We start from the raw sequence: 26,582 nt of genomic DNA on the forward strand, positions 1-26,582 counted from the left end.
TGCATCTTCTCACGTATAACCATTTGTACACTTAAAAATTGAGGACACAAATAACATGAGACAACTTAAAATCACCAAGCAGGTAACCAATCGTGAAACTGCATCGTTAGATAAATATCTACAAGAAATCGGAAAAGTTGACCTAATTACCGCTGATGAAGAGGTAGAATTAGCACAAAGAATTAAAGCAGGTGATCAAAGAGCATTAGAAAAATTAACAAAAGCCAACCTGCGTTTCGTTGTATCGGTTGCTAAACAATATCAAAATCAAGGATTAACTCTTCCTGATTTAATTAATGAAGGAAACTTAGGTCTTATTAAAGCGGCTCAACGTTTTGATGAAACTCGTGGTTTTAAATTTATATCTTACGCTGTATGGTGGATTCGTCAATCGATTCTTCAAGCATTGGCAGAACAATCTCGTATCGTTCGTTTACCATTAAACAAAATTGGTTCTATCAATAAAATCAACAAAATGTATGCGTTATTAGAGCAATCTAACGAGCGTCCGCCTTCTGCTGAAGAAATTGCAAAAGAACTTGACATGACAGTAAATGACGTAAAAGAGTCTATGAAAAACTCTGGTCGTCACTTATCAATGGATGCACCTCTTGTTGAAGGTGAAGATTCTAATCTTTACGACGTTTTACGTTCTGGAGAATCTCCAAACCCTGACAGAGAATTAATTCACGAATCATTACGTACTGAAATTGAGCGTTCATTAGAAACATTAACTCCAAGAGAAGCTGATGTTGTTCGTTTGTATTTTGGTCTTGGCGATCAACACCCAATGACTTTAGAAGAAATTGGAGAAACTTTCGACCTAACTCGTGAGCGTGTTCGTCAGATTAAAGAAAAAGCAATCCGTAGATTAAAACATACTTCAAGAAGTAAAATTCTTAAAACTTATCTTGGGTAATCACCCAAAACTCCAATATATAAATAATTCCAAATTCCAAAAATTATTGGAGTTTGGAATTTGTTTCAAAATTTCGTATATTGGTATTAAAGCAAACAACAGTTTGATTGACTGTTCGTTTTTTGATTGATGATTGAAACTCCGGCTGATTACCGGAGTTTTTTATTTTACTTGTTTTTTAAGTCCAACTTTCGCAAGATTTTAGCCCCAGATTTCACAGATTAAAATGATTAAAAATCTTCTCACAGATCTTGCAGATTTACCAGATTCATTTTGCTGAATTTATTGCGAATAATTTAATCAGATCTGCTAAATCTGCGTGAAAAAAAAACTTAATGCACCGTGCGTAATTCTTTGCGCTCTTTGCGGTTAAAAAAATTATCTTTGCAAAAAAACAACACACTACAATGAAAAATACACTTATTGCTCCTTCTGTCCTTGCAGCGGATTTTGCTAATCTACAACGTGATATCGAAATGATAAACAACAGCCAAGCAGATTGGTTTCATATTGATATTATGGATGGCGTTTTTGTTCCAAATATTTCTTTTGGAATGCCTGTTTTAGAAGCCATTTCAAAACACGCAAAAAAAACAATCGATGTGCATTTAATGATTATTGATCCAGATCGCTACATTAAAACTTTTGCTGATTTAGGAGCTAATATTCTAAGCGTGCATTACGAAGCCTGTACACATTTACACAGAACACTTCAAGCAATTAAAGCAGAGGGAATGAAAGCAGGAGTTGCCATCAATCCGCATACTAATATTGATTTACTAGAAGATGTAATTAACGATATTGACTTAGTTTGCATCATGAGTGTTAATCCTGGTTTTGGAGGTCAATCGTTTATCGAAAACACGTATGATAAAGTAAGAAAGCTTAAAGCTTTAATTACACGCAAAAATGCTTCGACAATTATTGAAATTGACGGCGGTGTAACGAACAAAAATGCAAAACAATTAGTAGAGGCAGGCGCAGATGTTTTAGTAGCAGGAAGCTTTGTTTTTAAAGCCGAAAATCCAACTCAGACAATTGCCGATTTAAAAGTCCTTACTACTTTTTAAATTTCAAAAACAAAAAAAGAAAAGTCCAAAAATAATTTTGGACTTTTCTTTTTTTTACTCGATACCTACTTAGGATCAACCCAATAAGGATTTGCTTTAAGTTTTTCTACAACATACTGAATCACTTTCTGAGCTTTCAAACTATTTCCAGAGTTATCTAATGGCGGCGAAATAACAGCTATTCCAAATTTACCAGGACACACTGCTAGCATCCCTCCTCCAACGCCGCTCTTTGCCGGAAGCCCAGAATTAAATAACCAAATTCCAGAATTATCATAAAGACCCGCAGTTGCCATTACAGGTAAGGTATACATCACGGTCGCTTGGCTAACCACCTTATTCTTTGTAATAGGATTAACACCTCCATTTGACAATGTGGCTGCCATTGTTGCAAGATCCTTTACATTTACATTCAATGCACATTGTTTCGTATAAATATCTGTTGCTTGTACTGGATCAAAATATATTCTGTTATAAGCCAATAACAAATGTGCAATAGCTTGATTTCGTAAATTATCACCAGCCTCACTTATATAAACAGGACGATTTATAGAGAGTTGCCTTCCTGCAAAATCACTCTGAATTTTCTGAATTTCTTTCCATTTTGCTATAGAATCATTACCTCTAATAAGACTTGTGGCCGCAATAGCTCCAGGATTTACAAGAGGATTAATTTTCTGCCCTTTATTCATTTCTACCGCAACAATAGAATTAAATGGCAGCCCAGTCGCATTTACACCTATTTTGTCTTCCAAAAACTGAGGTCCTTCTTGTTCAATTACTTTTGCCATAGTAAATACTTTCGATATACTTTGAATTGAAACCATTGAGGTTATATCACCTTTTGTGTATACCGCTCCGTCTGCAGTAACAAGTGCAATACCAAAAATATTGGGATCTACATTGGCCAGCTCTTTAATATAGTCTGCATTTTTTCCTTCTTTTAAATCTTTAAATTTATTAAAGGCTTCATTAAGTGTATTTTCTATATTTTTTTTATTCAATAATGTTTGGCTATAGCCTTGGTTTATGATAAAAACGATCATTAAACCAACAAAAATCATTTGCTTCTTCATTCTAAAAAATTGCATTCTTATTTGTATTCTATATTAATTTATAACAGGACATTATTTAATTAAAAATCCTTACTGCTTTTTAAGTTTTTCAAATTCGGAAAAAAGTCAATGCCAGTCATTTTTTCTAAAGTTTCAATAGGAACTTCAAAATCATAAATTGACTTATCACTGTCTTCATTAGGAACCAAAAAAGCAATCGCTTTATGTTCTTTCCCTGATTTAGCTAAGACAATTTTATAAAAATATTTAGGAACAGAAACTTTCTCTGTTCCTATTTTTTTATCCGAATCTTTCAAAATTCCGCCAGTGACCACATAAATATCATTGTATTTTCCTGCCCAGTAACGTGTCTTTTGCTCTAGTCTATTCCAAATTCCACTATTGAAATCATGTTTTTGAGGAGAAATATTCGATGTATAAAAAGTATCATTATAAGCTTCTTCACTAAATTCCATATCTCCTGCCGGGCAAAGATGACCTTTGTCGTAACCTGATTTTTTATAATTTCTCCAGTCTGCAGAACCGGTAGTAACTTTTGGATCTTCTATAAAATAAGGGCGTTTATAATCTGCATTTTTCAAATACTCTTTTTTTAATTCATACGCGACCCACTCTGCCTGCTCAAATTTTTCATTATAAGATAACGTATAATATTTATGCTTTACAATTTGACTGGTTGTCGATGTTGGCAAATAAACTGCCGTATACAAAGAATCAGTTACATTTTGAACTGGAACAAAAGAAGTTTGTTTCAGAACCGTTTCCTTTTCGTCAATATTTTCCTTTTTACACCCAAATAATGTAATCCCCAATAAACCTAAAATAATATAATTCTTCATTGTAGTGCAGTCGTTATTTTTGAAATAAACTTACAAAAAACGCTCCATAAATATTTAAATCTATGGAGCGTTTTTTTAATAACAAATTAATTCTATCGAGAACTAAGATTTTACCAATTTATCCTTTTTCATCTTTGGAGAAACTGTATTTTTTACATAACCCTTTGGTGATTGCAAATCATCTAAAACATTCAAAGCTTCTTCAACATAAACATCTTTAGACAAAGCTTGATGCCAAACATCTCTTTTCTCTTTCAAAGTTGCATCAGTGCTCATTTCAGCTTCTTCATAAGGCAATGATTTGAAAACTAAGTTGTTTTTATAATCAGAAATTGGTTTGTATTTTTTTCCTTCATTTTCAACTTGTTCTTGAGTTTCTTTAAAACTCTTAATATTCAAGCTGTACGTGTTCTCTTTATTTTTAACATCAATCCATTTCGCATTATCTTCAATCAATTTAAATTGAGGACTTTGTGAAATTCTGTTTTTGCTATTCTGAATTGCTTTAGTAAAGTTCTCATTAGAAGTCCAAGTGCTGTAATCCGCTGGATCTATTTTATCCCATGGCATAGCATTGTCAATATCACGTTCTCCCATTTTCAGGTAAGCATAACGATCTGGCATAACAACATCACTGTGAACGCCTTCTAACTGTGTAGAACCTCCGTTAATTCTATAGAATTTTTGACCTGTAATTTTCAACGCTCCTAAGTCTCCGTAATTTGCGTTACGAACAAACTGATTCAAATCAAGTACATTTTGAACTGTTCCTTTACCATAAGTTTGTTTACTTCCGATGATAACACCACGTTTGTAATCTTGAATTGCCGCAGCCAAAATTTCAGAAGCCGATGCAGAGAAACTGTTTACCATAATTACTAATGGTCCGTCCCACTCTATTTTTTTATCTTTATCGTATAAAACTTCTTTCTTTTTTCCTGCAGATTTTACCTGAACAATTGGTCCTTCTTCAATAAATAAACCAGCAATATCAACAACTGTAGAAAGAGATCCACCGCCATCATCACGAACGTCAAGAACGATTCCGTTTATGTTTTCTTTTTTCAATCTTTCTACTTCAAGAGCAATATCTTTTCCTGCATCACGACCGTCTTTGTTTTCAAAATCGATATAAAATTTAGGAAGATAAATAACCCCGTATTTTAGTCCGTCTTTTTCAACAATACTAGATTTTGCATACGTTTCTTCGATTTCGACAACATCTCTAATAATCGAAATAACCTTAATACTTCCGTCTACTTTTTTAACCGTTAGTTTTACTTCAGTTCCTTTGTGTCCTTTAATTTTTTTCACAACATCATCAAGACGCATTCCAACTACATCTACCGGCTCTTCATTTCCTTGAGCAACTTTCAAGATCAAATCTCCTGCTTCAAGTTGTTTTCCTTTCCAAGCTGGTCCGCCCGAAATTAATTCATCGATTTGTGTAAAATCATTTTTCTTAGTTAATCTTGCTCCAATTCCTTCTAATTTTCCACTAATATTTACATCAAAACGATCTTTTTCTTCTGGTGCAAAATAACTTGTATGCGGATCAAAACGAGCCATAATTGAATTCAAATAGACTGAAAACCAATAATCTTTATTCAAATCTTTAATAACACTAAAGTTATCATCTAAAGATTTTAATGAGCTGTCACGAGTTTCTTTCTCTAAAGCGTCAAATGTTTTTTCTTTGTAAGCTGGATCTTTTTTCTTTTTTTCCTCTTCAATTTTCTGTTTTGTAACAAGCGATGAAAGTGTAGATAACTTAATTTGTTTTCTCCATCTTTCATTGATCTCTGTTAAGTTTTTTGCATAAGGAAGATGCTCATAATCTGAATTAAAAGTCTCGTCAGTGTTATAATTAAATGGCTGCGCTAAAATCGTTTTGTAACGTTTTTTACTCTCTTCCATTCTTTTCATCAGCCTTGTGTACGTCAAATTAAAAAACGTCAAATCTTTATTCAAAAACTGATCGTCAAGCATTAATTCATACTGCTTAAACTCATCAATATCTGATTGAAGAAAAAACCTTTTAGAAGGATCTAATGCTTCGATATAATCTTTAAAAATACCCTTAGAAAATTCGTCATTTATTTCAGCCGGGCTGTAATGTCCTTTTTCAATAACAAACGCTAGTAATTCTAGAAGTGTTTTATCTCTATTTGGATCCGGATCGCCAGATTTGTCTGCATTTATTTTAAAAGCAAACAAGGTCAGAGACAAGCATAATACGGCTATAAGGATTTTATAATTTCTTTTCATAAACTTAATAATAGCATTCATCAAATTTTTTAATCTAAGTTACGGTAAAAACTATGCCAACATGCCAAGTTCACTATAATTTTTTGTTAAAGATATAAAAATGTTTGATGCGCAAAAGTCTTCCCGAATTTAGTTTACAATTTTTATTTATTTGTTAGTATTCTACCAAAATCTGTTACTACATTTGTTTTAATAAGCTTTAATTTTGATAAATTAAAAATACAAATCACAGCATGAGTACTCAAAAACCTTTAATATTAGTAACAAACGACGACGGAATTCTTGCACCAGGAATAAGAGCTTTGATAAGTGTTATGGAAACAATTGGCGATGTTGTTGTTGTTGCTCCAGATAAACCACAGAGCGCCATGGGACACGCTATTACTATAAATAACACTTTGTTTTTAGACAAAATTTCTAAAGATGAAGATACAATTACAGAATACAGCTGTTCTGGAACGCCTGTTGATTGTGTAAAACTAGCGGTAAACGAAATTTTAAAAAGAAAACCGGATTTATGCGTTTCAGGAATCAATCACGGATCTAACTCGTCTATTAATGTGATTTATTCTGGAACTATGAGCGCAGCTGTTGAAGCTGGAATTGAAGGGATTCAAGCAATTGGTTTTTCTCTTTTGGATTTTGACTGGAATGCCGATTTTGAACCTGTTAAAGCTTTTGTGAAGAAAATAACTTTAGAAACTCTGTCTAACAAACTGCCTGAAGGTGTGGTTTTAAATGTAAATTTTCCAAAACTAAGTCAAAAAGAAATTAAGGGAATAAAAATCTGTCGTCAGGCAAAAGCTTTTTATTCTCAAAAATTTGACAAAAGACAAACTCCTTTTGGAAAGGATTATTACTGGCTTACAGGTAAATTTGTAAATGAAGATAAAGGCGAAGATACAGATGAATGGGCGCTGGAAAATGGATATATTTCGGTTGTTCCGGTACAATTTGACTTAACCGCTCATCATTCGATGCAGCCGCTTAATACTTGGAATTTAAATGAGTAAAAAAGATATTATAATTGGATTTATTATCGGAATCTTGACTTCTATTCTTGGCAGTCTTTTATTCATTAAAACCTTTACATCACTTGATCTTTCGACAGGAATTCAAACTATTAAACAGCAAGGTTATTTAGGAAAAGTAATTACGATTGGCACCACTTTAGATCTTGCGGTTTTTCTAATTCTTTTAAACAGAAACAAAGAAATGATGGCAAGAGGTGTAATTTTGGCGGTGATTGTTTTAGCAATTTCAACTCTAATTATTTAAAAACCTATCTTTGCGCAGCAATAAAAATTGGTCAACATGAAATACTACATAATAGCTGGTGAAGCTTCTGGAGATTTACACGGTTCAAATTTAATGAAAGCATTGTATGAGGAAGATCCTCAAGCTGACATTAGATTTTGGGGTGGTGATTTAATGCAAAAGGCCGGCGGAACATTAGTAAAACATTATCGCGAATTAGCTTTTATGGGATTTGTTGAAGTTATTTTTAACCTAAAAACCATATTAAATAATATTAAAATCTGTAAAAAAGACATTACTGAATTTCAGCCTGATGTTTTAATTTTTATCGATTATCCGGGTTTTAATATGCGTATTGCAAAATGGGCTAAAGCACTTAATTACAAAACACATTATTACATTTCTCCTCAAATTTGGGCTTGGAAAGAAAACCGTATCAATGCTATAAAACATGATATTGATAAAATGTTTGTGATTTTACCTTTTGAAAAAAGTTTTTACGAGGACAAACATCATTTTCCTGTTGATTTTGTAGGACATCCATTGATTGACGCCATTCAGAATCAACCTTCTTTTAATGAAATTGCTTTTAGAACAGAAAATAATTTGGGTGAAAAACCAATTATTGCCGTTTTACCAGGAAGCCGTAAACAAGAAATAACAAAAATGCTGAGTGTAATGCTGAGTGTTGTTGACGATTTTCAAGATTATGAATTTGTTATTGCTGGTGCGCCGAGTCAGGATTTTGAGTTTTACCAACAGTTTATAAAGAATAAAAACATCGCATTTGTTTCAAATAAAACATATGATTTATTACGTTCCTCTACAGCTGCTTTAGTAACTTCGGGAACTGCTACTTTAGAAACAGCTCTTTTTAAAGTTCCAGAAGTGGTTTGTTACAAAGGAAGTTCTATCTCTTACCAAATTGCAAAACGCATTATTACTTTAAAATACATTTCTCTTGTTAATTTAATTATGGATCAAGAGGTTGTAACTGAATTAATTCAAAGCGAATGCAATACAAAACGCATAAAAGAAGAATTAAACAAATTACTTGAACCTTCTTATCGTACCAAATTGCTTAAAAACTATGATATTTTAGAAGAAAAACTTGGCGGAGTTGGTGCCAGTAAAAAAACAGCTAAACTTATTGTTGCGGATTTAAAAGCTTAAATTTTTTATTTTGAAAAAAATACTCCTTTTCCTTCTTTTAACTGTGCTGCTTGCTTCTTGTAAATCAGCCTCTACTGCTGTAAGCAAAAAAGAATCGAAACGAGAAAATAGATATGTTGTAAATAATTTGATTGAAACAGCAACGGATAATATTGGTGTTAAATACAAAGCTGGAGGAACAACAAAAAGCGGTTTTGACTGCTCTGGATTAGTTTTTACTACATTCGAATCTGAACATATAAAGCTTCCAAGAAGTTCTTTTGAGCAGGCTAAAATTGGAATAGTCATAAAATTTAATGATGCTCAAAAAGGCGATTTAATATTTTTTAAAACCAACAGAAGCAGGCAAATTAATCATGTAGGACTAATTGTTGAAGTCAACTCGAATGAAATAAAGTTTGTACATTCTTCCACCTCAAAAGGTGTCATAATTTCGTCTACCAAAGAACCTTATTATCAAAATTCCTTTGCACAAATCAATCGAGTAATTGAGTAATTTTAATTAATTTATATTCTTTTTCTTACGTAAATTTAATACTTTTAAACCATGAAAGTATTAGATTTTCCTTTAGTTAAAATTACGTTATGCTTTATTTTAGGCGTAATAATCTCTTATTATTGTCAGCCTTCTATCTCAACTGCTTGTACATTTCTTCTTTCTAGCACGATTTTATTTTTTCTGCTTTATTTTCTAGTAAAAAACAATACAAAAGCAAACTCTTACTTTGGATTAAGCACTTGTCTAATCTCATTATCTACAGGAATATGTGTATTGATTTTTCACACTGATTCTTTTGACAAGTCGAATTATACGCACTCAAAAACTGCATTCGAAAAACCACATTTCATAACTTTTATACTTCGCGAAAAACTCAAAAGTAACAATTACAGCGATCGCTACATTGGGCTCATAAAAGAAATTGACAATAACGTTTATTCTGGTAAAATAATAGTAAATATTCAAAAAGACAGCTTGCACAATCCTATGATTATAGGAAACATACTTAGAGTAAAAGCCACTTTACAGCGAACTCCTTCTAATAAAAACCCAAATCAATTCGACTATTCTAAATACTTATCAGACAAACAAATATATGCGCAATTGTATTGTGAAAAATCAGAAATTATAATAAGTAAAACCATCAAAAAAGACATTTGGTATTATTGCGGACGCTTACATTCGACTATTCTAAAAAATCTTGAAAGTGCACATTTTAATAAAGACGAAATGAATGTTGCACTTGCATTAATATTAGGCCAGCAGCAAGAAATTTCATCAGATATAATTAAAGATTATCAATATTCTGGAGCGACACATGTTCTTTCTGTTTCTGGATTACACGTTGGTTTTATAATGCTGTTTATTGCTTTTGTTTTAAAACCAATTCCTAATACTCGTAAAGGTTCTGCGATTAAATTAATTTCAATATTAATATCATTAGCTGGTTTTGCCATAATTTCTGGTTTATCGCCTTCTGTGCTGCGTTCGGTTGTCATGTTTTCTTTTGTTGCAATTGGAAATCATTTGCGTCGAAGCGGAAATATTTATCATACTCTCCTTGTTTCAATTTTACTTATATTACTATTTGAACCTTATTTTTTGTTTGATGTTGGCTTTCAATTGAGTTATCTAGCGTTGTTGTTTATTGTTTGGCTTCAACCAGAACTAAAAAAAATATGGACTCCTAAAAACAAAGTATCAATTTATATTTGGGATGCATTAACCGTTTCTTTTGCTGCTCAAATTGGCACTCTGCCTCTATGTCTTTATTATTTTCATCAATTTCCTGGTTTATTTTTTGTATCCAACATTGTTATTCTTCCCATTTTATCTTTTATAATGATTGCTGGAATAATCGTTATGATAATTGCCATTTTTATAAGTCCGCCAATATTTCTTATTGAAATCTTTGAAAAAAGCATTTATCTTTTAAACCAAACAATTCATTATGTTGCATCGTTTGAATCATTTGTTTTTCAAAATATAAGCTTTAACTCCTATTATCTATTTTCTCTTTATTTTCTAATTATCAGCTGTATTATTTGGTCAAAAAACAGAACTTTTAATCATTTTACCGCATTTGTACTATCTATAATTTTACTGCAGTTGTCTTTAATTTATACTAAAAAAGAAATCGCAGGTCAACATGAATTAATTGTTTACAACGTAAAGAAAAGTACGCTGATAACCACAAGGGCAGGAAAAAATATTACATTTTATGCTGCCGATACTATTTTAAAACCTAATACAAGAAACTTTATTCTTAATTCTTATTTAGTGGGAAATTTTGGGACTTTGAGTGAACCAAAAAAAATCAAAAACACACTATTTTTTAATGGTAAAAAAATTCTCATTATAGACAGCACGGGAATTTACGTTGATAAATTACAACCCGATATTCTAATTCTAACACAATCTCCAAAAATAAATCTTGATCGAGTTTTAGCACATCTTCATCCCAAAATCATTGTGGCTGATGCTTCTAATTCATACAAAATTCAAAAAACATGGGAGGCAAGCTGTGCTAAAAAAAATATCCCTTTTCATGCTACTGCCGAAAAGGGATTCTACAAATTAAACTAAGAAAACTTAATTAAATTCACTATTCACTTGGGTGCAAAATATTATTAGATTCAGCGATCCATGCTTTTGCACCGCCGGGCTTGTAAGCAATTTTACCTAAAGCACTAAAAGTTGTTTTATTTTTTCTTATTGAAGCTATTGCATAGCAAACTTCGGGAAGATCTTCAACGCCAAAAGCATTTTTAAGTTTAATATTTTGCTCTTTATCTGTAGCTGAAGCTGAAGAATCTGACAGGTCTAGTTTTACCAAAACTACATTATCTCGAGACCACACAGCAAAATCTGGGGTTTTAAAAATCTCATTTTGTAAATTTTCTGGTACACCTGCACCAGTGAATAAAATTAACATTGGTTTTTTTTGTTCATTGCTGATTGCAATGGCATCTGTCATGTTTGTCCGCCAAGCCAGATTTTGCGCCTGCATAAAAAATGAACCTAAAAAAAATAGTAGGATAAGTAATTTTTTAGTCATAGTAGATTGGTTTTTTGGTTAGTTAAGCGTGACGAAATTAACATAATATTTTAATTATCCAAATTTAATAAACACAAAAAATACATTATATGTTTTTTAACCGATGTTTAAACATCAAACCACTAATTACTGCCTAAATGAAGATCTTTTTCTTATGCATAAAAAAACTCCTTACATTACTGTAAGGAGTTTATATTTATAGCAATCTATTTTCTCTTTTTATGACTTTTTAGGATGAACGATCTCTTCTGCCACAGTTAACCAAGCCGAAGGTCCGCCCGCAACATAACCTGTTTTTCCAAGACCTTTAAAATTAATTTTTCCGTCTTTAGATTCTGCACTAGTAAAAAACACGGTAGGAAATCCTTGAATTCCAAAAGCCTGCTGTAATTCGTTGTTCTGACTTTTTAACTCAGGTGTTTGAGGAACGCTTCTTGGATAGTCAAGTTCTACCAAAACAACATTATCAACTGCCCATTTCTTAAATTCAACCGTTTTCAATACTTCATTCTGCAAACGAATACACCATCCGCACCAATCACTGCCGGTAAAGAACATCAACATTGGTTTCTTCTCTTTATTACTTACAGTAATTGCTTCTTTAACATCTGTATACCACTTTAGCTCTTGGGCTTGAGTTGCAAATGCACCAATCAAAAACAATGTTATTAAGAATATCTTTTTCATGTTCTTTTATTTTTTGACAAATTTAATCAAAAAGTCAATAAAAATTAACTATTTAACTTCTTGCATTAATTTTCTAATTATTGGAGAAATAGCAATCAAAATAACTCCCGCAATTAGCGAATAAATTGCCAATTGATAGTAACCCTCTGTGTAAGACTGCAATTTAGAGACTAAAGTATCTCCAGTATTTGATCTTGAAATCTCGGCACCTAATTTTCCTGCAGCCAGCTGTCCAAAAGCACTAGCCAAAAACCACAATCCCATCATCATTCCAAACAATCTTTTTGGAGACAATTTTGTAATAATCGACATTCCAATAGGCCCTAAACAAAGTTCACCAATTGTTGTTACTAAATAAGCTAAAGTAAACACGTTTAATGACGCTATACCTTTTGAATCAGCAAAAAATCTGGTAAGATAGAATATATAGAAAGAGGCCGCTAGAAATAAAAATCCGATTCCAAATTTAATTAATGTATTTGGCTCTATTTTTCGTTTCCCTAACCAAATCCACAACAGCCCAATAATAGGACTTAAAACAACTACAAAAAAGGTATTTGAACTATTATTGACAACATTTGGGTCAATATTAAAAAACAACAATTTATTATTCAAGTTATCTTTTGCAAAAAGCGATAATGAACCACCACTTTGTTCGTAAATCGAATTAAACAAGAAATAGAAAAATACAAATAAGAAAGCTGCAAAGAGTTTCTTTTGCATTTTTACATCTCCAAGTTTAAACAATTCATATACAAAATACAAAACCGCAACAATACCAATTGTATACATGAAATAATCTGTATAATCAGTATTTTTTACCATTATAAAAATAAACGGTAAACTTAAAATTGATAAAGCGTATACTGCTATTTCGCGAATTCGTCTTTTACCCGGCTCTAGATTTAATAGTGGAGAATCTCCAATTGGCCCTAAATATTTCTTAGTAAACAAAAATGTTATTAAACCTAAAAACATTACTATTGCGGCTGACAAAAAGCATAATTGCCAAGAATAATATTTTCCTAAATAAACACATAAAGCACCTCCAAAAAGACCTCCTACATTGATTCCGGCATAAAACATTCCGTAACCAGCATCTCTACGTCCGTCACTTTCGTGATACAACTCTCCTACCATTGATGAAACGTTTGGTTTAAAAAAACCTGTTCCAATAATAGAAAATGCAATACCATAGTAAAAGAAATCATGAGGTGAAACAGCGATCAAAAGATTTCCAAGAATCATAACGATTCCTCCAAAAAACAATGATTTTTTAAACCCTAAAACCTTATCAGCAAAAATACCTCCAATAAAAGTAAATGCGTACACAAAAGCCTGAATTGCACCGTATTGTAAACTAGCGTGATCTTCTTTCAAAAAAAGCTGATCTACCATAAAAATAACAAGAACCCCTCGCATTCCGTAAAAGCAAAAACGCTCCCACATTTCGACAAAAAACAAGTACCACAATTGCTTTGGATAATTGCCTTTAAAATTTTGAATTTCCTCTAAAGTAATCTTCTGTTCCATTTATATATTTATAATTAATTGATTCCTCTTTCTTTCATCACCTTGTTAAGCTGTTTTACTAAAGCAAACATCAGCACAGTCGCAAACATCAGCAACGCAAAATTAACCCAAAAAAAGTTGACTTTATTATCATAGGTATCCCACATACTCGCCAAAACACCACTCAACTTATTTCCTATTGAAGTTGATAAAAACCAACCTCCCATCATTAATGAAGTAATATTAACTGGACTTAATTTAGAAACTACAGATAATCCCATAGGGCTTAAAAACAGCTCCCCAATTGTGATGATACCGTAATTTGCCACTAACCACCAAACGCTGACTTTCTCTGTTCCGTTGCCGCCAATTTTTACAGCTGCTATCATAACCAAAACAGACAAGGCCGAAATTAACAATCCAAAAGCAATTTTTGTAGGTGTTGAAGGTTCTTTTTTTCTCGCTCTTAAAAAAGAGAAAAATGCAACAACCAAAGGTGTCAATATGATTACCCAGCCTGGATTAATAGACTGACTTAAGTTTGTAGCCCAAAGATGCACTTTACTACCTTCGGCAGGCAGTTTTTCTGGAGCGACATTTCTAAAATACAATGGATAATTCTCTTCTTTTTGAACAACTCCATTTACTTTTTGTAAACGAAACTGGTCATCATAAAGCTCTGTTGATTCTTTTTTATACTCTACTTCTTTTGCTAATTTGATTTTACCAACAACCTGACCAGCTGTTCCAGTTACTTCTCGATCTGTATAACGATCTGCCCAAGTTGTAAGTGCTGAACCATTAAGTTTAAAAACACCCCAAAATAAAATCACTACGCCAAAAATAGCCAATAAAGCTCCTATTGAACGTTTGTCTTCTGCTTTGGCTCTAACATAAAGCGATCCGTAAAACAAAACGATTGGAATACAAGCAAAGATAAAGGCATCTGTACTGTCTGAACCAAAGATTGCACTATTCAAATTAGTATCTGATGCAACTCCTTTTATCAACCAGCCTATTGCCCCAAAAACAAATGACGGCAATAAAATAAAAAGTATTATTTTATAAAATGGCATATCGCCTTCTTGCACACCTTTTTTCTGATCGTGTCCTACGTAATGTTTAGTTCCTAATAAAAATACAATTACACCTATAAACATTCCAACACCTGCAGCCATAAAAGCCCAATGCCAGCCTAAAAGAATCTGCAAAGCGGCACCAAAGAAATTACAAATAAAAGCCCCAACATTTATTCCCATATAGAAAATATTGTAGCCTTCGTCCTTTTTATCCTTATATTCTTCATTGGTATAAAAACTTCCTAACAATGTAGAAATATTGGGCTTGAAAAAACCGTTCCCAATAATTACCAAAGTCATAGCTATATAAAGTACCGTAATATCATGTACTCCCATTAAGAAGTAACCAATACCCATTAAAATTCCACCAAAAACAATAGACTTTTTATATCCTAAATATCGATCAGCCACTAAGCCGCCAATAAAAGGAGTAAGAAAAACTAATGCGATAAAGGTTCCGTATAAATCAGAAGCTTCTTTCTCGGTCATGGCAAAACCACTTTCTACATCTTTAAGATATAAAGTAAAAATTCCAATCATTAAATAATAACCGAAACGTTCCCACATTTCAGATAAAAACAAATAAGGCAGTGCTTTTGGGTGCTTATTCCACATATTTACAAACTCTTTAAAATTAAAATTACCTACAAGCCTAAACCTGTAGGTAATTTTTTATATATTATTACAATTATTTATCTAACACCGTGCATCATTTTCTTTAAAAATGGAGTCAAAGCAAATAATATAATTGCCGCGATTCCAGTAAGAACAACAAACACCATAAAAAACTCGTATAAATTATGGATTTCGAATCCTGCAAAAACAGGATTATGATTCATAATTTGATTTTTATCCAATAATTGTAATTGTTCTGCTGTAGGTACAACTGTTTTATCTAAAACAGCCTGTAAATCTATTCCCAATTCTTTTGCTTTATTGAACTTATCTCCAGTTGCAGGAATCAATGCTCCTAATGTCCCGGCTAACGCATAACCTGCCGCATTTGAAATAAAGAAAACCCCATATAATAATGATGCAAATCGTCTAGGAGCAAGTTTACCAACTAACGAAAGTCCTATAGGCGATAGACATAACTCTGCACATGATTGAATAAAATATAACAAAATCAGCCACTTAATAGCTAGTAGTCCAGTGTTTCCAATATCTTTTACATTATGCGCAATAATAAAATAACTTAATGAAATAATTGCCAAACCTAACGCTTGTTTCATAGGTGAAATAGGCTCTCTATTAGAAGCTCTCAATTTATCCCATAGAATACTAAATGGCACTGCTAATAAAACGATACAAATCCCATTAAATATTTGAACCATAGAAGCCGGCATTTCCCAACCAAACATTATGTTTCTATCAGTTTGATTTGAAGCAATAAATGTTAAAGAAGAACCTGCTTGTTCAAATGCTGCCCAAAAGAAAATAATAAAAAATGAAATAATATAAATCACTAAAATTCTTTGCGTTTCAACTTTAGTAAGAGTCGAGTCTAACAAAATTAAAACAGCCAATGAAATTCCTGCACCATATATAATTGGATATATTATTCCTTTTACAAGAGTCCCAATCTCAAAATTGGTAAATCCAAATTCACCAACTAATAGGTATCTAAAAATAAAAAACAAAACAAAAAATAAAGCTGTAACAAATGCAATGGATTTACCTGCGAATTTAGCTTGATCTAACACCTCTCCTGTAGTGTTATTTCTATTTGGCTTTGTACCTATTGGACTTCCATCTGGAGAAATTACATGTTTATCTTTAAGAAAAATAAAAATTATAGTTCCTAAAACCATTGCTATACCAGCCATCAAATAACCCCATTTAAAAACGGTAGGGTCTTGAACTCCATTTACTTTAACATCTGCAATCAATGGAACAAAATATTGACTCAATAATGCCCCAATATTAATTCCCATGTAAAAAATAGTAAATGCTGAATCTAATTTTGTTTTTTCTTGCGGTGGATACAAACTTCCAACCATAGAAGAGATATTAGGCTTAAAAAAACCATTACCAAATATAATAACAAACAAGCCCAACCAAAAAACAGTTTTTGAAAGACCTAAAGTAGTATCATAAATTGTAGCACTATAGAACAAAGAAAATTGCCCTATAGCCATTAATGATCCTCCTAATATAATGCATGCTCGGTTTCCTAAATATTTATCAGCAATAAATCCACCTAAAAGCGGAGTTAAATAACATAGTGCTAAAAAGCCGCCATAAATAATTGAGGCATTTGACTCCCCTAGCATTAAAGCGTTTACCATGAATAACGTTAAAATAGCTCGCATTCCATAAAAATTGAATCGCTCCCACATCTCTGTTCCAAATAATACCCAAAGACCTTTTGGATGCGCAGTTTTTACTTGAGTTTCTCCCATATTATTCATTATTATTTTAGGTTAATATATTTTTAGATTATAAATTTTCTTTGATAAAGTTAGTCATTTTATTATAAAGCTGAATTCTGGTTTTCCCGCCATAAATACCATGGTTTTTGTCAGGATAAATCTGAGAATCAAACTGTTTATTTGCTTGAATTAACGCTTCCATCATTTGCATTGAATTTTGAACATGAACGTTGTCATCAGCAGATCCGTGAATCAATAAAAACTTCCCTTTTAATTTATCAACGTGGTTTATTGGAGAGTTTTGATCGTACCCGCTCGCATTTTCCTGTGGAGTCTGCATGTATCTTTCTGTGTAAACGCTGTCATAAAATCTCCAGTTTGTAACCGGCGCAACAGCAATTGCCATTTTAAACACATCATTTCCTTGAAAAATACAGTTCGAAGCCATAAATCCGCCATAACTCCATCCGAAGATTCCAATTCTTGAAGCATCAACATAAGGATAAGCTCCAATTACTTTTGCCGCATCAATTTGATCTTCAACTTCGTATTTTCCTAATTCTTTTTGAGTCACTTTTTTGAAATCGGCACCTTTAAAACCAGTTCCTCTACCATCAACACAAGCTACAATGTATCCTTGTTGTGTTAAAGAAGCAAACCAATAATCATCAGAGTTGTTCCAATCGTTATTTACTTGCTGCGATCCTGGACCAGAATATTGATACATGAAAACAGGATATTTTTTTGAAGCATCAAAATCTTTTGGCTTCATGATCCATGCGTTCAATTCGTTTCCTTTAGCTGTTTTTAAAACAAAAAATTCTTTTGCAGGAAGATTATATGCCTTCAATTTATCTGCAAGCGCTTGATTGTTTTCTATTACTTGAATTTCCTTTCCAGCTTTAGCCTCATTTAAAGTATAAGTTGTTGGTTGAGAAGCGCTAGAATAAGTATTAATAAAAAATTGGAAATTAGGGCTAAATGTCGCTGCACTTGTTCCAACTTTAAAAGTTAAACGAGTTTTGCTTTTTCCGTCTAAACCAATTCTGTAAACATCTCTATTGATAGAACCATTTTCTGTAGATTGGTAGAAAATAGTTTTTGTTTTTTCGTCGAAACCGTAGTATGAAACTACTTCCCAGTTTCCTTTTGTAACCTGATTTTTAAGTTTTCCAGTTTTATCATGAAGATAGATATGATTGAAACCGTCTTTTTCGCTTGTCCAGATAAAACTATTATCTTTTAAGAATGTTAAGTTATCCGTAACATCTACATAAGCTTTGTCTTTTTCATTTAAAACCACTTTTGCGGCAGCTGTCGTTCCATCAACAAATAACAAATCAAGATTACTTTGATGACGATTTAAAACCTGAGCTGATAATGTATTGTTATCATTTGTCCACTGCAATCTTGCAATATAAAAGTCATTGTAATTTCCTAAATCAACTTTTTTAGAAGTATTTCCCGCAGCATCATAAATATGTAATGAAACTACTGAATTTTTTTCTCCAGCTTTAGGATATTTAAACGTTTCAATCGTTGGATATAAATCTTTGTGAAAAATCGACATCGAAAACTCAGGAACCTGACTTTCGTCAAAACGAATATAAGCTATTTTTTTACTGTCTTTACTCCAATCAAAAGCACGTACGAAAGCAAATTCTTCTTCATAAACCCAGTCAGTAATACCATTTATAATTGCATTTTTCTTTCCATCGGTAGTTACTGCAGTAGATTTTTTTGACGCTAAGTCGTAAACGTATAAATTATTTTCTTTTGCATAAGCAATCTTAGTTCCATCAGGAGAAAAAGTTGGCTCTTGAATTTGAAAATCGACAAGTTTTGTTAGTGATTTAGAAGCAATATCATATAAAAAATAATCTGCTGTAAAAGAGTGACGGAAGATTTTTTTAGAATTGCAGGCAATTAAAATCTTTTTTTCTGAAGCATCGAAAGTATAGCTGTCAATTCCGTCTGAAAGTGCTTTATGGTTTTTAGTATCTATTAAGTTTGATACTTTTTTTAGAGTTGCAAAGTCATATAAATCGATCTGCATACTCCTACTGGCTTGGTCAACATTTAAAACCGTATATTGGTTTGTGTTTTTTAAAGATTGCAATGCATCCATTCCTTTTGCCCGAAATGCCCCGCCGTAGATGTTTTCAACCGTTATCTTTTGCTGCCCAAAAACTGTCGCAACTATTAACAAAAGCACAACAGTAATTTTACTTGTATTCATCAGAATTATTTTAAATATAAAAAGAGCCCAATTTTAGTAAAAAAAATAAACATAATACACATTTTAAGTGTTAAATGTTAAAAAAAATAACGATTGCGTATTTTCAAGTTTGAAATACATTGCAAACAAAACTCTTAAAATAGTATCTTTGCCACAACAATATTATTTAATATACTGAGAATGAACAACGCTGTTGCCGGATTTTCTAAATTATCCAAAAAGGAAAAAATAAACTGGATTGCAAATGAATATTTTTCAACGCCTGAAGAGGCACTAAATATTATAAGAAATTACTGGAATTCAGACGAAAAGCTCCAACAATTGCATGACGAATTTATAGAAAACACGATTTCAAATTTATATATTCCACTTGGAGTTGCTCCGAACTTTTTAATAAACGGAAAATACAAAACCATCCCAATGGCAATTGAAGAAAGTTCAGTTGTTGCTGCAGCATCAAAAGCCGCGAAGTTCTGGTCGACACGTGGAGGTTTTAAAACAACAATTATTGATACTGAAAAAATAGGTCAGGTTCATTTTACCTATAATGGAGATGTTGAAAAACTTCAAACTTTCTTTCAAGAAATAAAATCAAAATTCTTCTCTGACACACAAAGCATTACAAAAAATATGCAGCAGCGTGGCGGAGGAATATTAGATATCCAGTTAAAGGACAAAAGAAGTTTACTTGAAAATTATTTTCAACTTCACGCCACTTTCGAAACAAAAGACAGTATGGGCGCAAATTTCATAAACTCTTGTTTAGAACAATTTGCATCAACTTTAAAAGAAGAATTTCAAGATTCTGCTTTATTTTCTGATGAAGAAAGCTTGAAAGTAATAATGAGCATTTTATCTAATTATGTTCCAAATTGCGTTGTAAGAGCCGAAGTTTCGTGCCCTATTGAAGATTTAGCCGAAAAACACATCCAAAATCCGCTGGAATTTGCAGAACGTTTTGTGCAAGCTGTTCAAATTGCCGAAGTTGAACCTTTTAGGGCAGTCACACATAATAAAGGAATTATGAATGGTGTAGACGCTGTGGTTTTAGCGACTGGAAATGACTTTAGAGCTATTGAAGCTGGAGTTCATGCTTATGCATCAAAAAATGGGCAGTATTCAAGTTTATCGCATGCTAAAATTGAAAACGGAATTTTTACTTTCTGGCTAGAAATACCTTTAGCTTTAGGAACAGTAGGAGGTCTAACTTCGCTGCATCCTTTGGTAAAATTGTGTTTAGAAATTCTTCAAAAACCTTCAGCGAGAGAATTAATGGAAATTACTGCCGTTGCAGGTTTAGCGCAAAATTTCGCTGCATTGCGTTCTTTAACTACAACTGGAATTCAGGAAGGACACATGAAAATGCACCTGAACAACATCATCAATCAATTTGAAGCTACAAGCGAAGAACGTCATTTAATCAAATCACATTTCAAGAAAACTGCCGTTTCTCATAGTGCTGTAGTTGAATTTATTGAAAACTTAAGAAAATAACCGAATTAAAAATTCCAATATTTAAAGCTTTTAAGCAAATTCCAAATCCTAAAATTGGAATTTGGACTCGAGCGAAAGCGAACAGGCGCAGCATTTTAAAGTATTGGAATTTACATAATAAAGACAAAGTATGTCAACAACCTTTTACAGCAACGGAAAATTACTCATTTCTGGAGAATACTTAGTTCTAGATGGTGCGGATGCATTTGCACTGCCAACAAAATTTGGTCAAAATTTAGTTGTAGAAAATAGAGATAATAAAATTATTGAATGGAAAAGCTACGACTACGATCAAAAAATTTGGTTTGAAGACACTTTTACATTTGAGGAAATTATAACCAACGCTGATTCAGAAATCGAAACTGTAAGAACAACTTTAATTGATATTCTTCATGAGGCTTTTTTGTTAAATTCAGATTTCATTACGCAATCTAATGGGTACAAAATTAGCACGCATCTTACTTTTCAAAAAAATTGGGGATTAGGAACATCTTCTACCCTAATTAACAACATTGCTCAATGGACAAAAGTTAATGCTTTTACACTACTTAAAAACAGTTTTGGAGGAAGTGGTTACGATATTGCCTGTGCTCAAAATAATACGCCGATTCTCTACAAAATAGAAAACAACAATGTAGAACCTGTTTCTTTTAAACCTGATTTTACAAAAAACATTTTCTTTGTTTATCTAAATAAAAAGCAAAACAGCAAAGCAGCGATACATGCTTATAACAGGCATAAAGATCAAAATCTAACCAAAAGCGTTGCTGAAAACAATAAAATTACTAAGGCAATCTTGAACGCTAAGACTTTAAAGGAGTTTGAATATGCATTAGAAAAACACGAAATCCACTTAAGTAATATTCTTGAAATTGAAACTATTAAAGAAGTTGCTTTTCCTGACTTTAATGGCACTATAAAAAGTCTTGGTGCTTGGGGAGGAGATTTTGTAATGGCTGTTTCTGAAGAAAATCCTAAAGCCTATTTTTCATCAAAAGGATACGAAACTATTCTTTCTTATGATGAAATGATTCTACAAGAATAGAGACAATTAACACAAACTAAATCAATTTGCTCTTCACATACTATGTGACGCTTTTTTAGATTCTGTTTTATTCTATTATACTAATTTGCTAAAGAGAGAACTCTCTTTTTGAAACGTTTTTTGATAAAAATCAAAACTATATTCTCTTTCTCCTTTTCCACATTTAAAATACTAGTAAACGAAAAAACCCGAAGTATCCAGTAGAACACTTCGGGTTTTATATTTTTAATTTAATTACTAAATATTAGTAGTTAAATTGTAATCTGTTATCTTCGATTTTAGCATTGTTTTTTAATGCTGGTAAAATTCTTCCTGCATCAGATGCGCTTTGAGCTTTTACTTTAGCAATATACTCTGCATGATTTGGAAGAGCCGGAGCTTTAACTGTGCTTATGTTTTTCACTACATAAACTCCAGTGTTTCCTTCGATTGGAGCAGAAATTTTATTAGCTGCTAAAGCAAATGCATTACCTACAACTTTAGGCTCTTGCCCAACTCCTCCAGGTAAAACTGGATTCTCTAAAGTAACATTAGCAGCTTGTTGTACAGCTACACCAGCACTTTTAGCGATAGCTTCAATACTTGAACCTGTCATTTTAGCTTTCAACATTTCAGCTTTTTTCTTGTTTTTCAAGATTGGCTCAACATAAGGTCTTGCCATAGTAACAGAAACTAAACCTGATTTGTTTTCGCTTTTGTATTGTGCAATTACGTGACCAATATTAGCTATTTCAAAACGTTTTACATCTCCTGTACTTGTTTCTTTGTCAAATGCCCATCTAATGATGTTTCTTTGATTTCCTAACGGACCAAATGCTTCATCCATTGCTTTTGCAGTAACCGGCGCAGCAACTTTTAAACCTAATTCTTTTGCTGTAGCAGCAAAATCTTTATTAGCAGCATCCATTTCAAATTTCGTTGCTAATGTAAATACTTTATCAGAAGTAACTTCAGATGGCTCAATTTTTTGTGCAATTGTAGCTAAACGAATACCGTCTTGTTTATCTGTAATTTTGATAATATGGAAACCGAATTGAGTTTCTACTAAACCAACTTTTCCAATTCCGTTATTGAATACAAAATCATTGAATGGTTTTACCATTTGACCTTGACCAAAATATCCTAAATCACCACCTTGCTGTGCAGATGAATCATCAGAGCTTGTAAAAGCAAGCATCATAAAACTATCTGGATTAGCTTGAACTTGAGCTAAAATTTCTTCAGCTTTAGCTTTTGCTTCTTCTTTTGTTCTTTTTTCTTTTGGACTTGGAGTTTGAGATCCTTCGTAACCAATTAAAATATGACTAGCTTTTGCATTAACACCAGCTTTAAATCCTAATGATTTAGAAATAGCATAATATCTTCCGTAAACATAAGGACCGTAAATAGACCCCGCTGGTAAGCTGAATAATTTATCAGCATCTACTGCTGGAAGATTGTTTTTAGCAACATAAGTAGAATCGTAAGGAACATCAGAATTTGAGTTTACAAATTCTGCAATGTTTGTTGCATTTTTGAAACCTGGCAATGTATCGTTTTTACCAGTTTTTGCATTATACTCAACTCTTCCGTTTAATAAAGCTGTTAATTTAGCTTTAATTTCAGCTTCGTCTTCTTTTGAAGCTTTATCTTCAACTAAAACGTATTGAATTTCACGAGTAGCATCAGCTTTGAATTTTTTCTCGTTTTTCTTCATGTAAGCTACGATTTCATCATCAGAAATTTTCACTTCACTATCTTTTATAGACGAATATAAAGCAGCAGCATAAGCAAAGTTTACTTTGTTTGCTTCCATTTCATATTTCAACTTTCCTTCACTAGCAGTTGTGTAAAGTCCAGATTTTACTAAAGTATTGTAAATTTGAAATTTTGCGTTTAACTCAGCATCTTTTTCTTTTTCAGAAATAAATTGAGCCGCTTCAGGGTTTGCTTTAAAGTAGTCTTTAAATTTTACTACATCAAACATTCCTGCTGCATTCAAAAACATTGGGTTTTTACCAATATTTGGATCTGATTTTAAAACTTCAAGTAAGTGTTTTTCACCAACTCTCAATCCTAATTTATCAAACTGAGTTGATAATAATGCGATTGAAACCTCTTGATCCCAAACTCTATTTGCAGCTTCAGTGGAAGTAATTCCTTGACCACTTTTTTCAACATTACTAACTTTAACTCTAAAGTCTTCAAATGAAATATCTTTTCCATCGATGCTTCCTACATCTTTTGAACTTTGACCAAATGTTCCTCTAGTAAATAGATCTTGTATTATAAATGCAAATAATGCAAGTGCAATAACTCCTATCAATAAAGCGGAACGCTGTCTAATTTTTGCTAAAACTGCCATTTTTAATTATCGTTAATTTTATATTCAGTTTGCGAAAATACAATTATCTAGTTAATAACAATACAACTAGGGTTTTATTTTACACAATTTTTTTCAATTACTAAAAAAATCACTCTTTTATTGTCATTTTGACCAACTCGATTTTCTTGTTTGAAGCTTGTTCTATCACAAAATGATACTTGTCGATTACAATTTCATCTCCCTTTTGAGGGATTTCTTTGGTATGATTTACAATAAAACCTCCTAATGTTCCGTACGAATCTTCTTCGGGAATCATAAGTTTATAGGTTTCGTTTAAATACTCGACATCTAATCTTGTTGAAAACAAATATTTTCCTTCACCCAATTCCTGCTCAATCAATTCTTCGTCTAAATCGTGCTCATCTTCTATTTCTCCAAAAAGCTCCTCGACAATATCTTCAATAGTAATAATACCAGAAGTCCCGCCATATTCATCAAGAACAACGGCTACATTTTTTCGCTTTTTTATCAAAATATTTAGTGCGTCCTTTATCAATATTGTTTCCGGAACGTACTCCACAGTCATCAAAACTGATTTTATTGTTTTTGGCTTTTTAAACAAATCAAATGAATGAACATAACCTACAATATCATCAAGCGAATTTTGACTTACAACAATTTTCGAGTATCCTGTTTCGATAAACAGCTCTTTAAGATCTTTGATACTGTCAAACAAATCTATATCAACTATTTCTGTTCTCGGGGTCATAATATCACGTGCTTTTACACCTGAAAATTCTAACGCATTTTGAAAAATCTGAATCTCGGAGTCAACTTCTTCATCATCTTCTACTGAACTCATTTGCTCTGTGATATAATTACCCAGTTCAACTTTGCTAAAATACAATTGAACTTGATCTCCTTCTGTTTTAAAAAATTTCCTTAAAACAAAGTCAGAAATCCAGATAAAGAAGGTCGACAAATAATAAAACAATCGATAAAAAAAGTAGGCTGGAACAGCAAAAACTTTAATTAATGTATTGGCATAAATTTGAAAAAAAACTTTTGGAAGAAATTCTGCTGTAATTAAAACTACAAAAGTCGAAATTAAAGTTTGAAGCAAAACTGTTGAAAGAGCCGAAAATTGAAAACCAAAACCAACAATACAGCCAATAATTAAATCTCCCATATAGAAGCCATAAATTACTAATGCTATATTGTTTCCAATAAGCATCGAAGCAATAAACTTTGATGGATTTTCTGTAAGTTTTGTTAGAATTTGCGACAAGAAATTATCTTGTTTTTTCTCAATACCAAGATAAATTTTGTTTGAGGAAATAAAAGCTATTTCCATTCCAGAGAAAAAGGCTGATAGTATTAAACATAATATTATAATACTAATTTCCATTTTTATTGTTTTTTGTTACGATCGTCAAATTTCTTGACAAATCTTCTTCTAAAGAAAAACATAAACACCGCCATTCCGGCAATAATTAAACTCATTGGATAACTTTCGTTTCCTTCGTTTAATTTTGTCACACCGTCATAAATAAAAAAAACAGCAAAAAGGATGTAAACGTATTGTGTATATTTTAAATAACCCATAATTATATTTATTCATTTGATTCAATTTCGCCGCTTATTCGCTGCGAATTAATCACTTTAAAATCTTTACTAAAATCAATTCCCTGCCCGTAAGAAACTCCCTTAGCATCTGTAAGTTTGAATTTTCTTTCGGTATAAAACCATTCATTTTTCTGGTCAAAATACAGCTGCTCGGTTTCTAAAACCTGACCTTCTTCAGAAGTTATTCGCACTTTTCCTTGTAAATCAATTATACTGGTAAATTTATAGGAAACAGCATAATTTGACTTTATAAAAGTACGCTTTTGTTTCTTATCATATAAAGTAACATCTATTCCTTTTGGAAATTCTGTAAACGGAAAATCAAGGTTAGAATAATCTAACATTTTTGAACTTATCAAAACTCCTGTTATCCGTCCTGAGTCAGTATATTTAATATTTACCGTATCAGCATCACTTGCCGGAACAAACTCTGAGAAGTTAATTTTTTGAACTTCTTTAAAATTACTTTCGCAACCAAAAAAAAGTGTTACGACAGCAAATACAACAACAGAAACAATATATTTTTTTGGTAAAATCATTTGCCAAATGTAGTAAATTGTAATGA

At 32.1% G+C, this 26,582-nt stretch carries 22 protein-coding genes; 9 read left to right on the top strand and 13 right to left on the bottom strand.

Translation table 11 applies throughout. The annotated features are described in order from the left end of the window. The first annotated feature begins 55 nt into the window (after positions 1–55). Entirely contained in the window at positions 56–919 is an 864-nt protein-coding gene (locus ACHRV0_RS01075; RefSeq protein ID WP_007804760.1) for an RNA polymerase sigma factor RpoD/SigA, read from the top strand. 407 nt (positions 920–1,326) lie between these two features. After that, positions 1,327–1,989 (top strand): ribulose-phosphate 3-epimerase, encoded by a 663-nt coding sequence (gene rpe / locus ACHRV0_RS01080; RefSeq protein ID WP_129023914.1) that lies wholly within the window; start codon positions 1,327–1,329, stop codon positions 1,987–1,989. Positions 1,990–2,054: 65 nt separating this feature from the next. Here the strand turns inward: rpe and glsA are convergent, their stop codons facing one another. From glsA to ACHRV0_RS01095, 3 genes are all read right to left on the bottom strand, one after another. Then, on the bottom strand, positions 2,055–3,065 hold the full coding sequence (gene glsA, locus ACHRV0_RS01085; protein WP_206733601.1) for a glutaminase A: 1,011 nt from the start codon (positions 3,063–3,065) through the stop codon (positions 2,055–2,057). Positions 3,066–3,124: 59 nt separating this feature from the next. Next, positions 3,125–3,904 (bottom strand): DNA/RNA non-specific endonuclease, encoded by a 780-nt coding sequence (locus ACHRV0_RS01090; protein WP_129023912.1) that lies wholly within the window; start codon positions 3,902–3,904, stop codon positions 3,125–3,127. A 102-nt stretch (positions 3,905–4,006) separates the two neighbouring features. Beyond that, positions 4,007–6,193: a carboxy terminal-processing peptidase gene (locus ACHRV0_RS01095; protein ID WP_395439633.1), complete on the bottom strand. Its 2,187-nt coding sequence runs from the start codon at positions 6,191–6,193 to the stop codon at positions 4,007–4,009. A 212-nt stretch (positions 6,194–6,405) separates the two neighbouring features. On the opposite strand from ACHRV0_RS01095, the gene surE reads away from it, so the two are divergent. The 5 genes from surE to ACHRV0_RS01120 are packed head-to-tail and all read left to right on the top strand — an operon-like array spanning position 6,406 to position 11,186. Then, positions 6,406–7,185, top strand: a complete 780-nt coding sequence (gene surE / locus ACHRV0_RS01100; RefSeq protein WP_395439634.1) for a 5'/3'-nucleotidase SurE — start codon at positions 6,406–6,408, stop codon at positions 7,183–7,185. Beyond that, on the top strand, positions 7,178–7,450 hold the full coding sequence (locus ACHRV0_RS01105; protein WP_129023910.1) for a hypothetical protein: 273 nt from the start codon (positions 7,178–7,180) through the stop codon (positions 7,448–7,450). Before surE ends, ACHRV0_RS01105 begins: the two co-directional genes overlap by 8 nt. 36 nt (positions 7,451–7,486) lie before the next feature. Continuing rightward, complete coding sequence (lpxB, locus tag ACHRV0_RS01110; RefSeq protein ID WP_089052520.1) at positions 7,487–8,602, top strand: lipid-A-disaccharide synthase; 1,116 nt, start codon at positions 7,487–7,489, stop codon at positions 8,600–8,602. 10 nt (positions 8,603–8,612) lie between these two features. Next, complete coding sequence (locus tag ACHRV0_RS01115) at positions 8,613–9,098, top strand: C40 family peptidase (protein WP_129023909.1); 486 nt, start codon at positions 8,613–8,615, stop codon at positions 9,096–9,098. 51 nt (positions 9,099–9,149) lie between these two features. After that, positions 9,150–11,186 (top strand): ComEC/Rec2 family competence protein, encoded by a 2,037-nt coding sequence (locus ACHRV0_RS01120; RefSeq protein WP_395439635.1) that lies wholly within the window; start codon positions 9,150–9,152, stop codon positions 11,184–11,186. A 19-nt stretch (positions 11,187–11,205) separates the two neighbouring features. Here ACHRV0_RS01120 and ACHRV0_RS01125 read toward each other — a convergent pair whose 3' ends face one another. From ACHRV0_RS01125 to ACHRV0_RS01150, 6 genes are all read right to left on the bottom strand, one after another. After that, positions 11,206–11,658: a hypothetical protein gene (locus tag ACHRV0_RS01125; protein WP_089052517.1), complete on the bottom strand. Its 453-nt coding sequence runs from the start codon at positions 11,656–11,658 to the stop codon at positions 11,206–11,208. 219 nt (positions 11,659–11,877) lie between these two features. Then, the gene (locus ACHRV0_RS01130) at positions 11,878–12,345 is read right to left on the bottom strand and encodes a thioredoxin family protein (RefSeq protein WP_395439636.1); all 468 of its coding nucleotides are present in this window, start codon (positions 12,343–12,345) and stop codon (positions 11,878–11,880) included. Positions 12,346–12,393: 48 nt separating this feature from the next. Further along, positions 12,394–13,878 carry a peptide MFS transporter gene (locus tag ACHRV0_RS01135; RefSeq protein ID WP_089052515.1) on the bottom strand — a complete coding sequence of 495 codons (1,485 nt, stop codon included), beginning with the start codon at positions 13,876–13,878 and terminating at the stop codon, positions 12,394–12,396. A gap of 14 nt (positions 13,879–13,892) precedes the next feature. Further along, a complete protein-coding gene (locus tag ACHRV0_RS01140; protein WP_395439637.1) occupies positions 13,893–15,551 on the bottom strand; it encodes a peptide MFS transporter in 1,659 nt (552 codons plus the stop codon). Positions 15,552–15,628: 77 nt separating this feature from the next. After that, a complete protein-coding gene (locus ACHRV0_RS01145; protein ID WP_129023918.1) occupies positions 15,629–17,338 on the bottom strand; it encodes a peptide MFS transporter in 1,710 nt (569 codons plus the stop codon). Between the two features lie 37 nt (positions 17,339–17,375). Next, positions 17,376–19,547 carry a S9 family peptidase gene (locus ACHRV0_RS01150; protein ID WP_395439638.1) on the bottom strand — a complete coding sequence of 724 codons (2,172 nt, stop codon included), beginning with the start codon at positions 19,545–19,547 and terminating at the stop codon, positions 17,376–17,378. Between the two features lie 180 nt (positions 19,548–19,727). Here ACHRV0_RS01150 and ACHRV0_RS01155 point away from each other — a divergent pair, with 180 nt between their 5' ends. Together ACHRV0_RS01155 and ACHRV0_RS01160 are read left to right on the top strand one after the other, a co-directional pair. Beyond that, complete coding sequence (locus tag ACHRV0_RS01155) at positions 19,728–21,041, top strand: hydroxymethylglutaryl-CoA reductase, degradative (protein ID WP_395439639.1); 1,314 nt, start codon at positions 19,728–19,730, stop codon at positions 21,039–21,041. Between the two features lie 130 nt (positions 21,042–21,171). Further along, entirely contained in the window at positions 21,172–22,086 is a 915-nt protein-coding gene (locus ACHRV0_RS01160) for a GYDIA family GHMP kinase (RefSeq protein WP_395439640.1), read from the top strand. A gap of 244 nt (positions 22,087–22,330) precedes the next feature. On the opposite strand, the gene ACHRV0_RS01165 is transcribed toward ACHRV0_RS01160, so the two are convergent. From ACHRV0_RS01165 to lptC, 4 genes are all read right to left on the bottom strand, one after another. Then, complete coding sequence (locus tag ACHRV0_RS01165; RefSeq protein WP_129023903.1) at positions 22,331–24,430, bottom strand: peptidylprolyl isomerase; 2,100 nt, start codon at positions 24,428–24,430, stop codon at positions 22,331–22,333. Positions 24,431–24,539: 109 nt separating this feature from the next. After that, complete coding sequence (locus ACHRV0_RS01170; RefSeq protein WP_129023902.1) at positions 24,540–25,799, bottom strand: hemolysin family protein; 1,260 nt, start codon at positions 25,797–25,799, stop codon at positions 24,540–24,542. Positions 25,800–25,801: 2 nt separating this feature from the next. Continuing rightward, a complete protein-coding gene (locus tag ACHRV0_RS01175; RefSeq protein ID WP_089052507.1) occupies positions 25,802–25,996 on the bottom strand; it encodes a hypothetical protein in 195 nt (64 codons plus the stop codon). Between the two features lie 8 nt (positions 25,997–26,004). Beyond that, complete coding sequence (lptC, locus tag ACHRV0_RS01180) at positions 26,005–26,556, bottom strand: LPS export ABC transporter periplasmic protein LptC (protein ID WP_395439641.1); 552 nt, start codon at positions 26,554–26,556, stop codon at positions 26,005–26,007. Between the last annotated feature and the right edge of the window lie 26 nt (positions 26,557–26,582).

This window comes from Flavobacterium sp. FlaQc-30 (genome assembly GCF_044005885.1).
In the GTDB taxonomy this organism is placed as follows: Bacteria; Bacteroidota; Bacteroidia; order Flavobacteriales; family Flavobacteriaceae; genus Flavobacterium.

Coding starts and splice junctions, on each gene's coding strand:
- ACHRV0_RS01095 (WP_395439633.1), bottom strand. CDS start 6,193: ATGAATGCTATTATTAAGTTTATGAAAAGAAATTATAAAATCCTTATA.
- ACHRV0_RS01090 (WP_129023912.1), bottom strand. CDS start 3,904: ATGAAGAATTATATTATTTTAGGTTTATTGGGGATTACATTATTTGGG.
- ACHRV0_RS01105 (WP_129023910.1), top strand. CDS start 7,178: ATGAGTAAAAAAGATATTATAATTGGATTTATTATCGGAATCTTGACT.
- ACHRV0_RS01170 (WP_129023902.1), bottom strand. CDS start 25,799: ATGGAAATTAGTATTATAATATTATGTTTAATACTATCAGCCTTTTTC.
- ACHRV0_RS01130 (WP_395439636.1), bottom strand. CDS start 12,345: ATGAAAAAGATATTCTTAATAACATTGTTTTTGATTGGTGCATTTGCA.
- ACHRV0_RS01165 (WP_129023903.1), bottom strand. CDS start 24,430: ATGGCAGTTTTAGCAAAAATTAGACAGCGTTCCGCTTTATTGATAGGA.
- lptC (WP_395439641.1), bottom strand. CDS start 26,556: ATGATTTTACCAAAAAAATATATTGTTTCTGTTGTTGTATTTGCTGTC.
- ACHRV0_RS01150 (WP_395439638.1), bottom strand. CDS start 19,547: ATGAATACAAGTAAAATTACTGTTGTGCTTTTGTTAATAGTTGCGACA.
- lpxB (WP_089052520.1), top strand. CDS start 7,487: ATGAAATACTACATAATAGCTGGTGAAGCTTCTGGAGATTTACACGGT.
- ACHRV0_RS01135 (WP_089052515.1), bottom strand. CDS start 13,878: ATGGAACAGAAGATTACTTTAGAGGAAATTCAAAATTTTAAAGGCAAT.
- ACHRV0_RS01175 (WP_089052507.1), bottom strand. CDS start 25,996: ATGGGTTATTTAAAATATACACAATACGTTTACATCCTTTTTGCTGTT.
- surE (WP_395439634.1), top strand. CDS start 6,406: ATGAGTACTCAAAAACCTTTAATATTAGTAACAAACGACGACGGAATT.
- ACHRV0_RS01075 (WP_007804760.1), top strand. CDS start 56: ATGAGACAACTTAAAATCACCAAGCAGGTAACCAATCGTGAAACTGCA.
- ACHRV0_RS01120 (WP_395439635.1), top strand. CDS start 9,150: ATGAAAGTATTAGATTTTCCTTTAGTTAAAATTACGTTATGCTTTATT.
- ACHRV0_RS01125 (WP_089052517.1), bottom strand. CDS start 11,658: ATGACTAAAAAATTACTTATCCTACTATTTTTTTTAGGTTCATTTTTT.
- ACHRV0_RS01145 (WP_129023918.1), bottom strand. CDS start 17,338: ATGGGAGAAACTCAAGTAAAAACTGCGCATCCAAAAGGTCTTTGGGTA.
- ACHRV0_RS01160 (WP_395439640.1), top strand. CDS start 21,172: ATGTCAACAACCTTTTACAGCAACGGAAAATTACTCATTTCTGGAGAA.
- glsA (WP_206733601.1), bottom strand. CDS start 3,065: ATGAAGAAGCAAATGATTTTTGTTGGTTTAATGATCGTTTTTATCATA.
- ACHRV0_RS01155 (WP_395439639.1), top strand. CDS start 19,728: ATGAACAACGCTGTTGCCGGATTTTCTAAATTATCCAAAAAGGAAAAA.
- rpe (WP_129023914.1), top strand. CDS start 1,327: ATGAAAAATACACTTATTGCTCCTTCTGTCCTTGCAGCGGATTTTGCT.
- ACHRV0_RS01140 (WP_395439637.1), bottom strand. CDS start 15,551: ATGTGGAATAAGCACCCAAAAGCACTGCCTTATTTGTTTTTATCTGAA.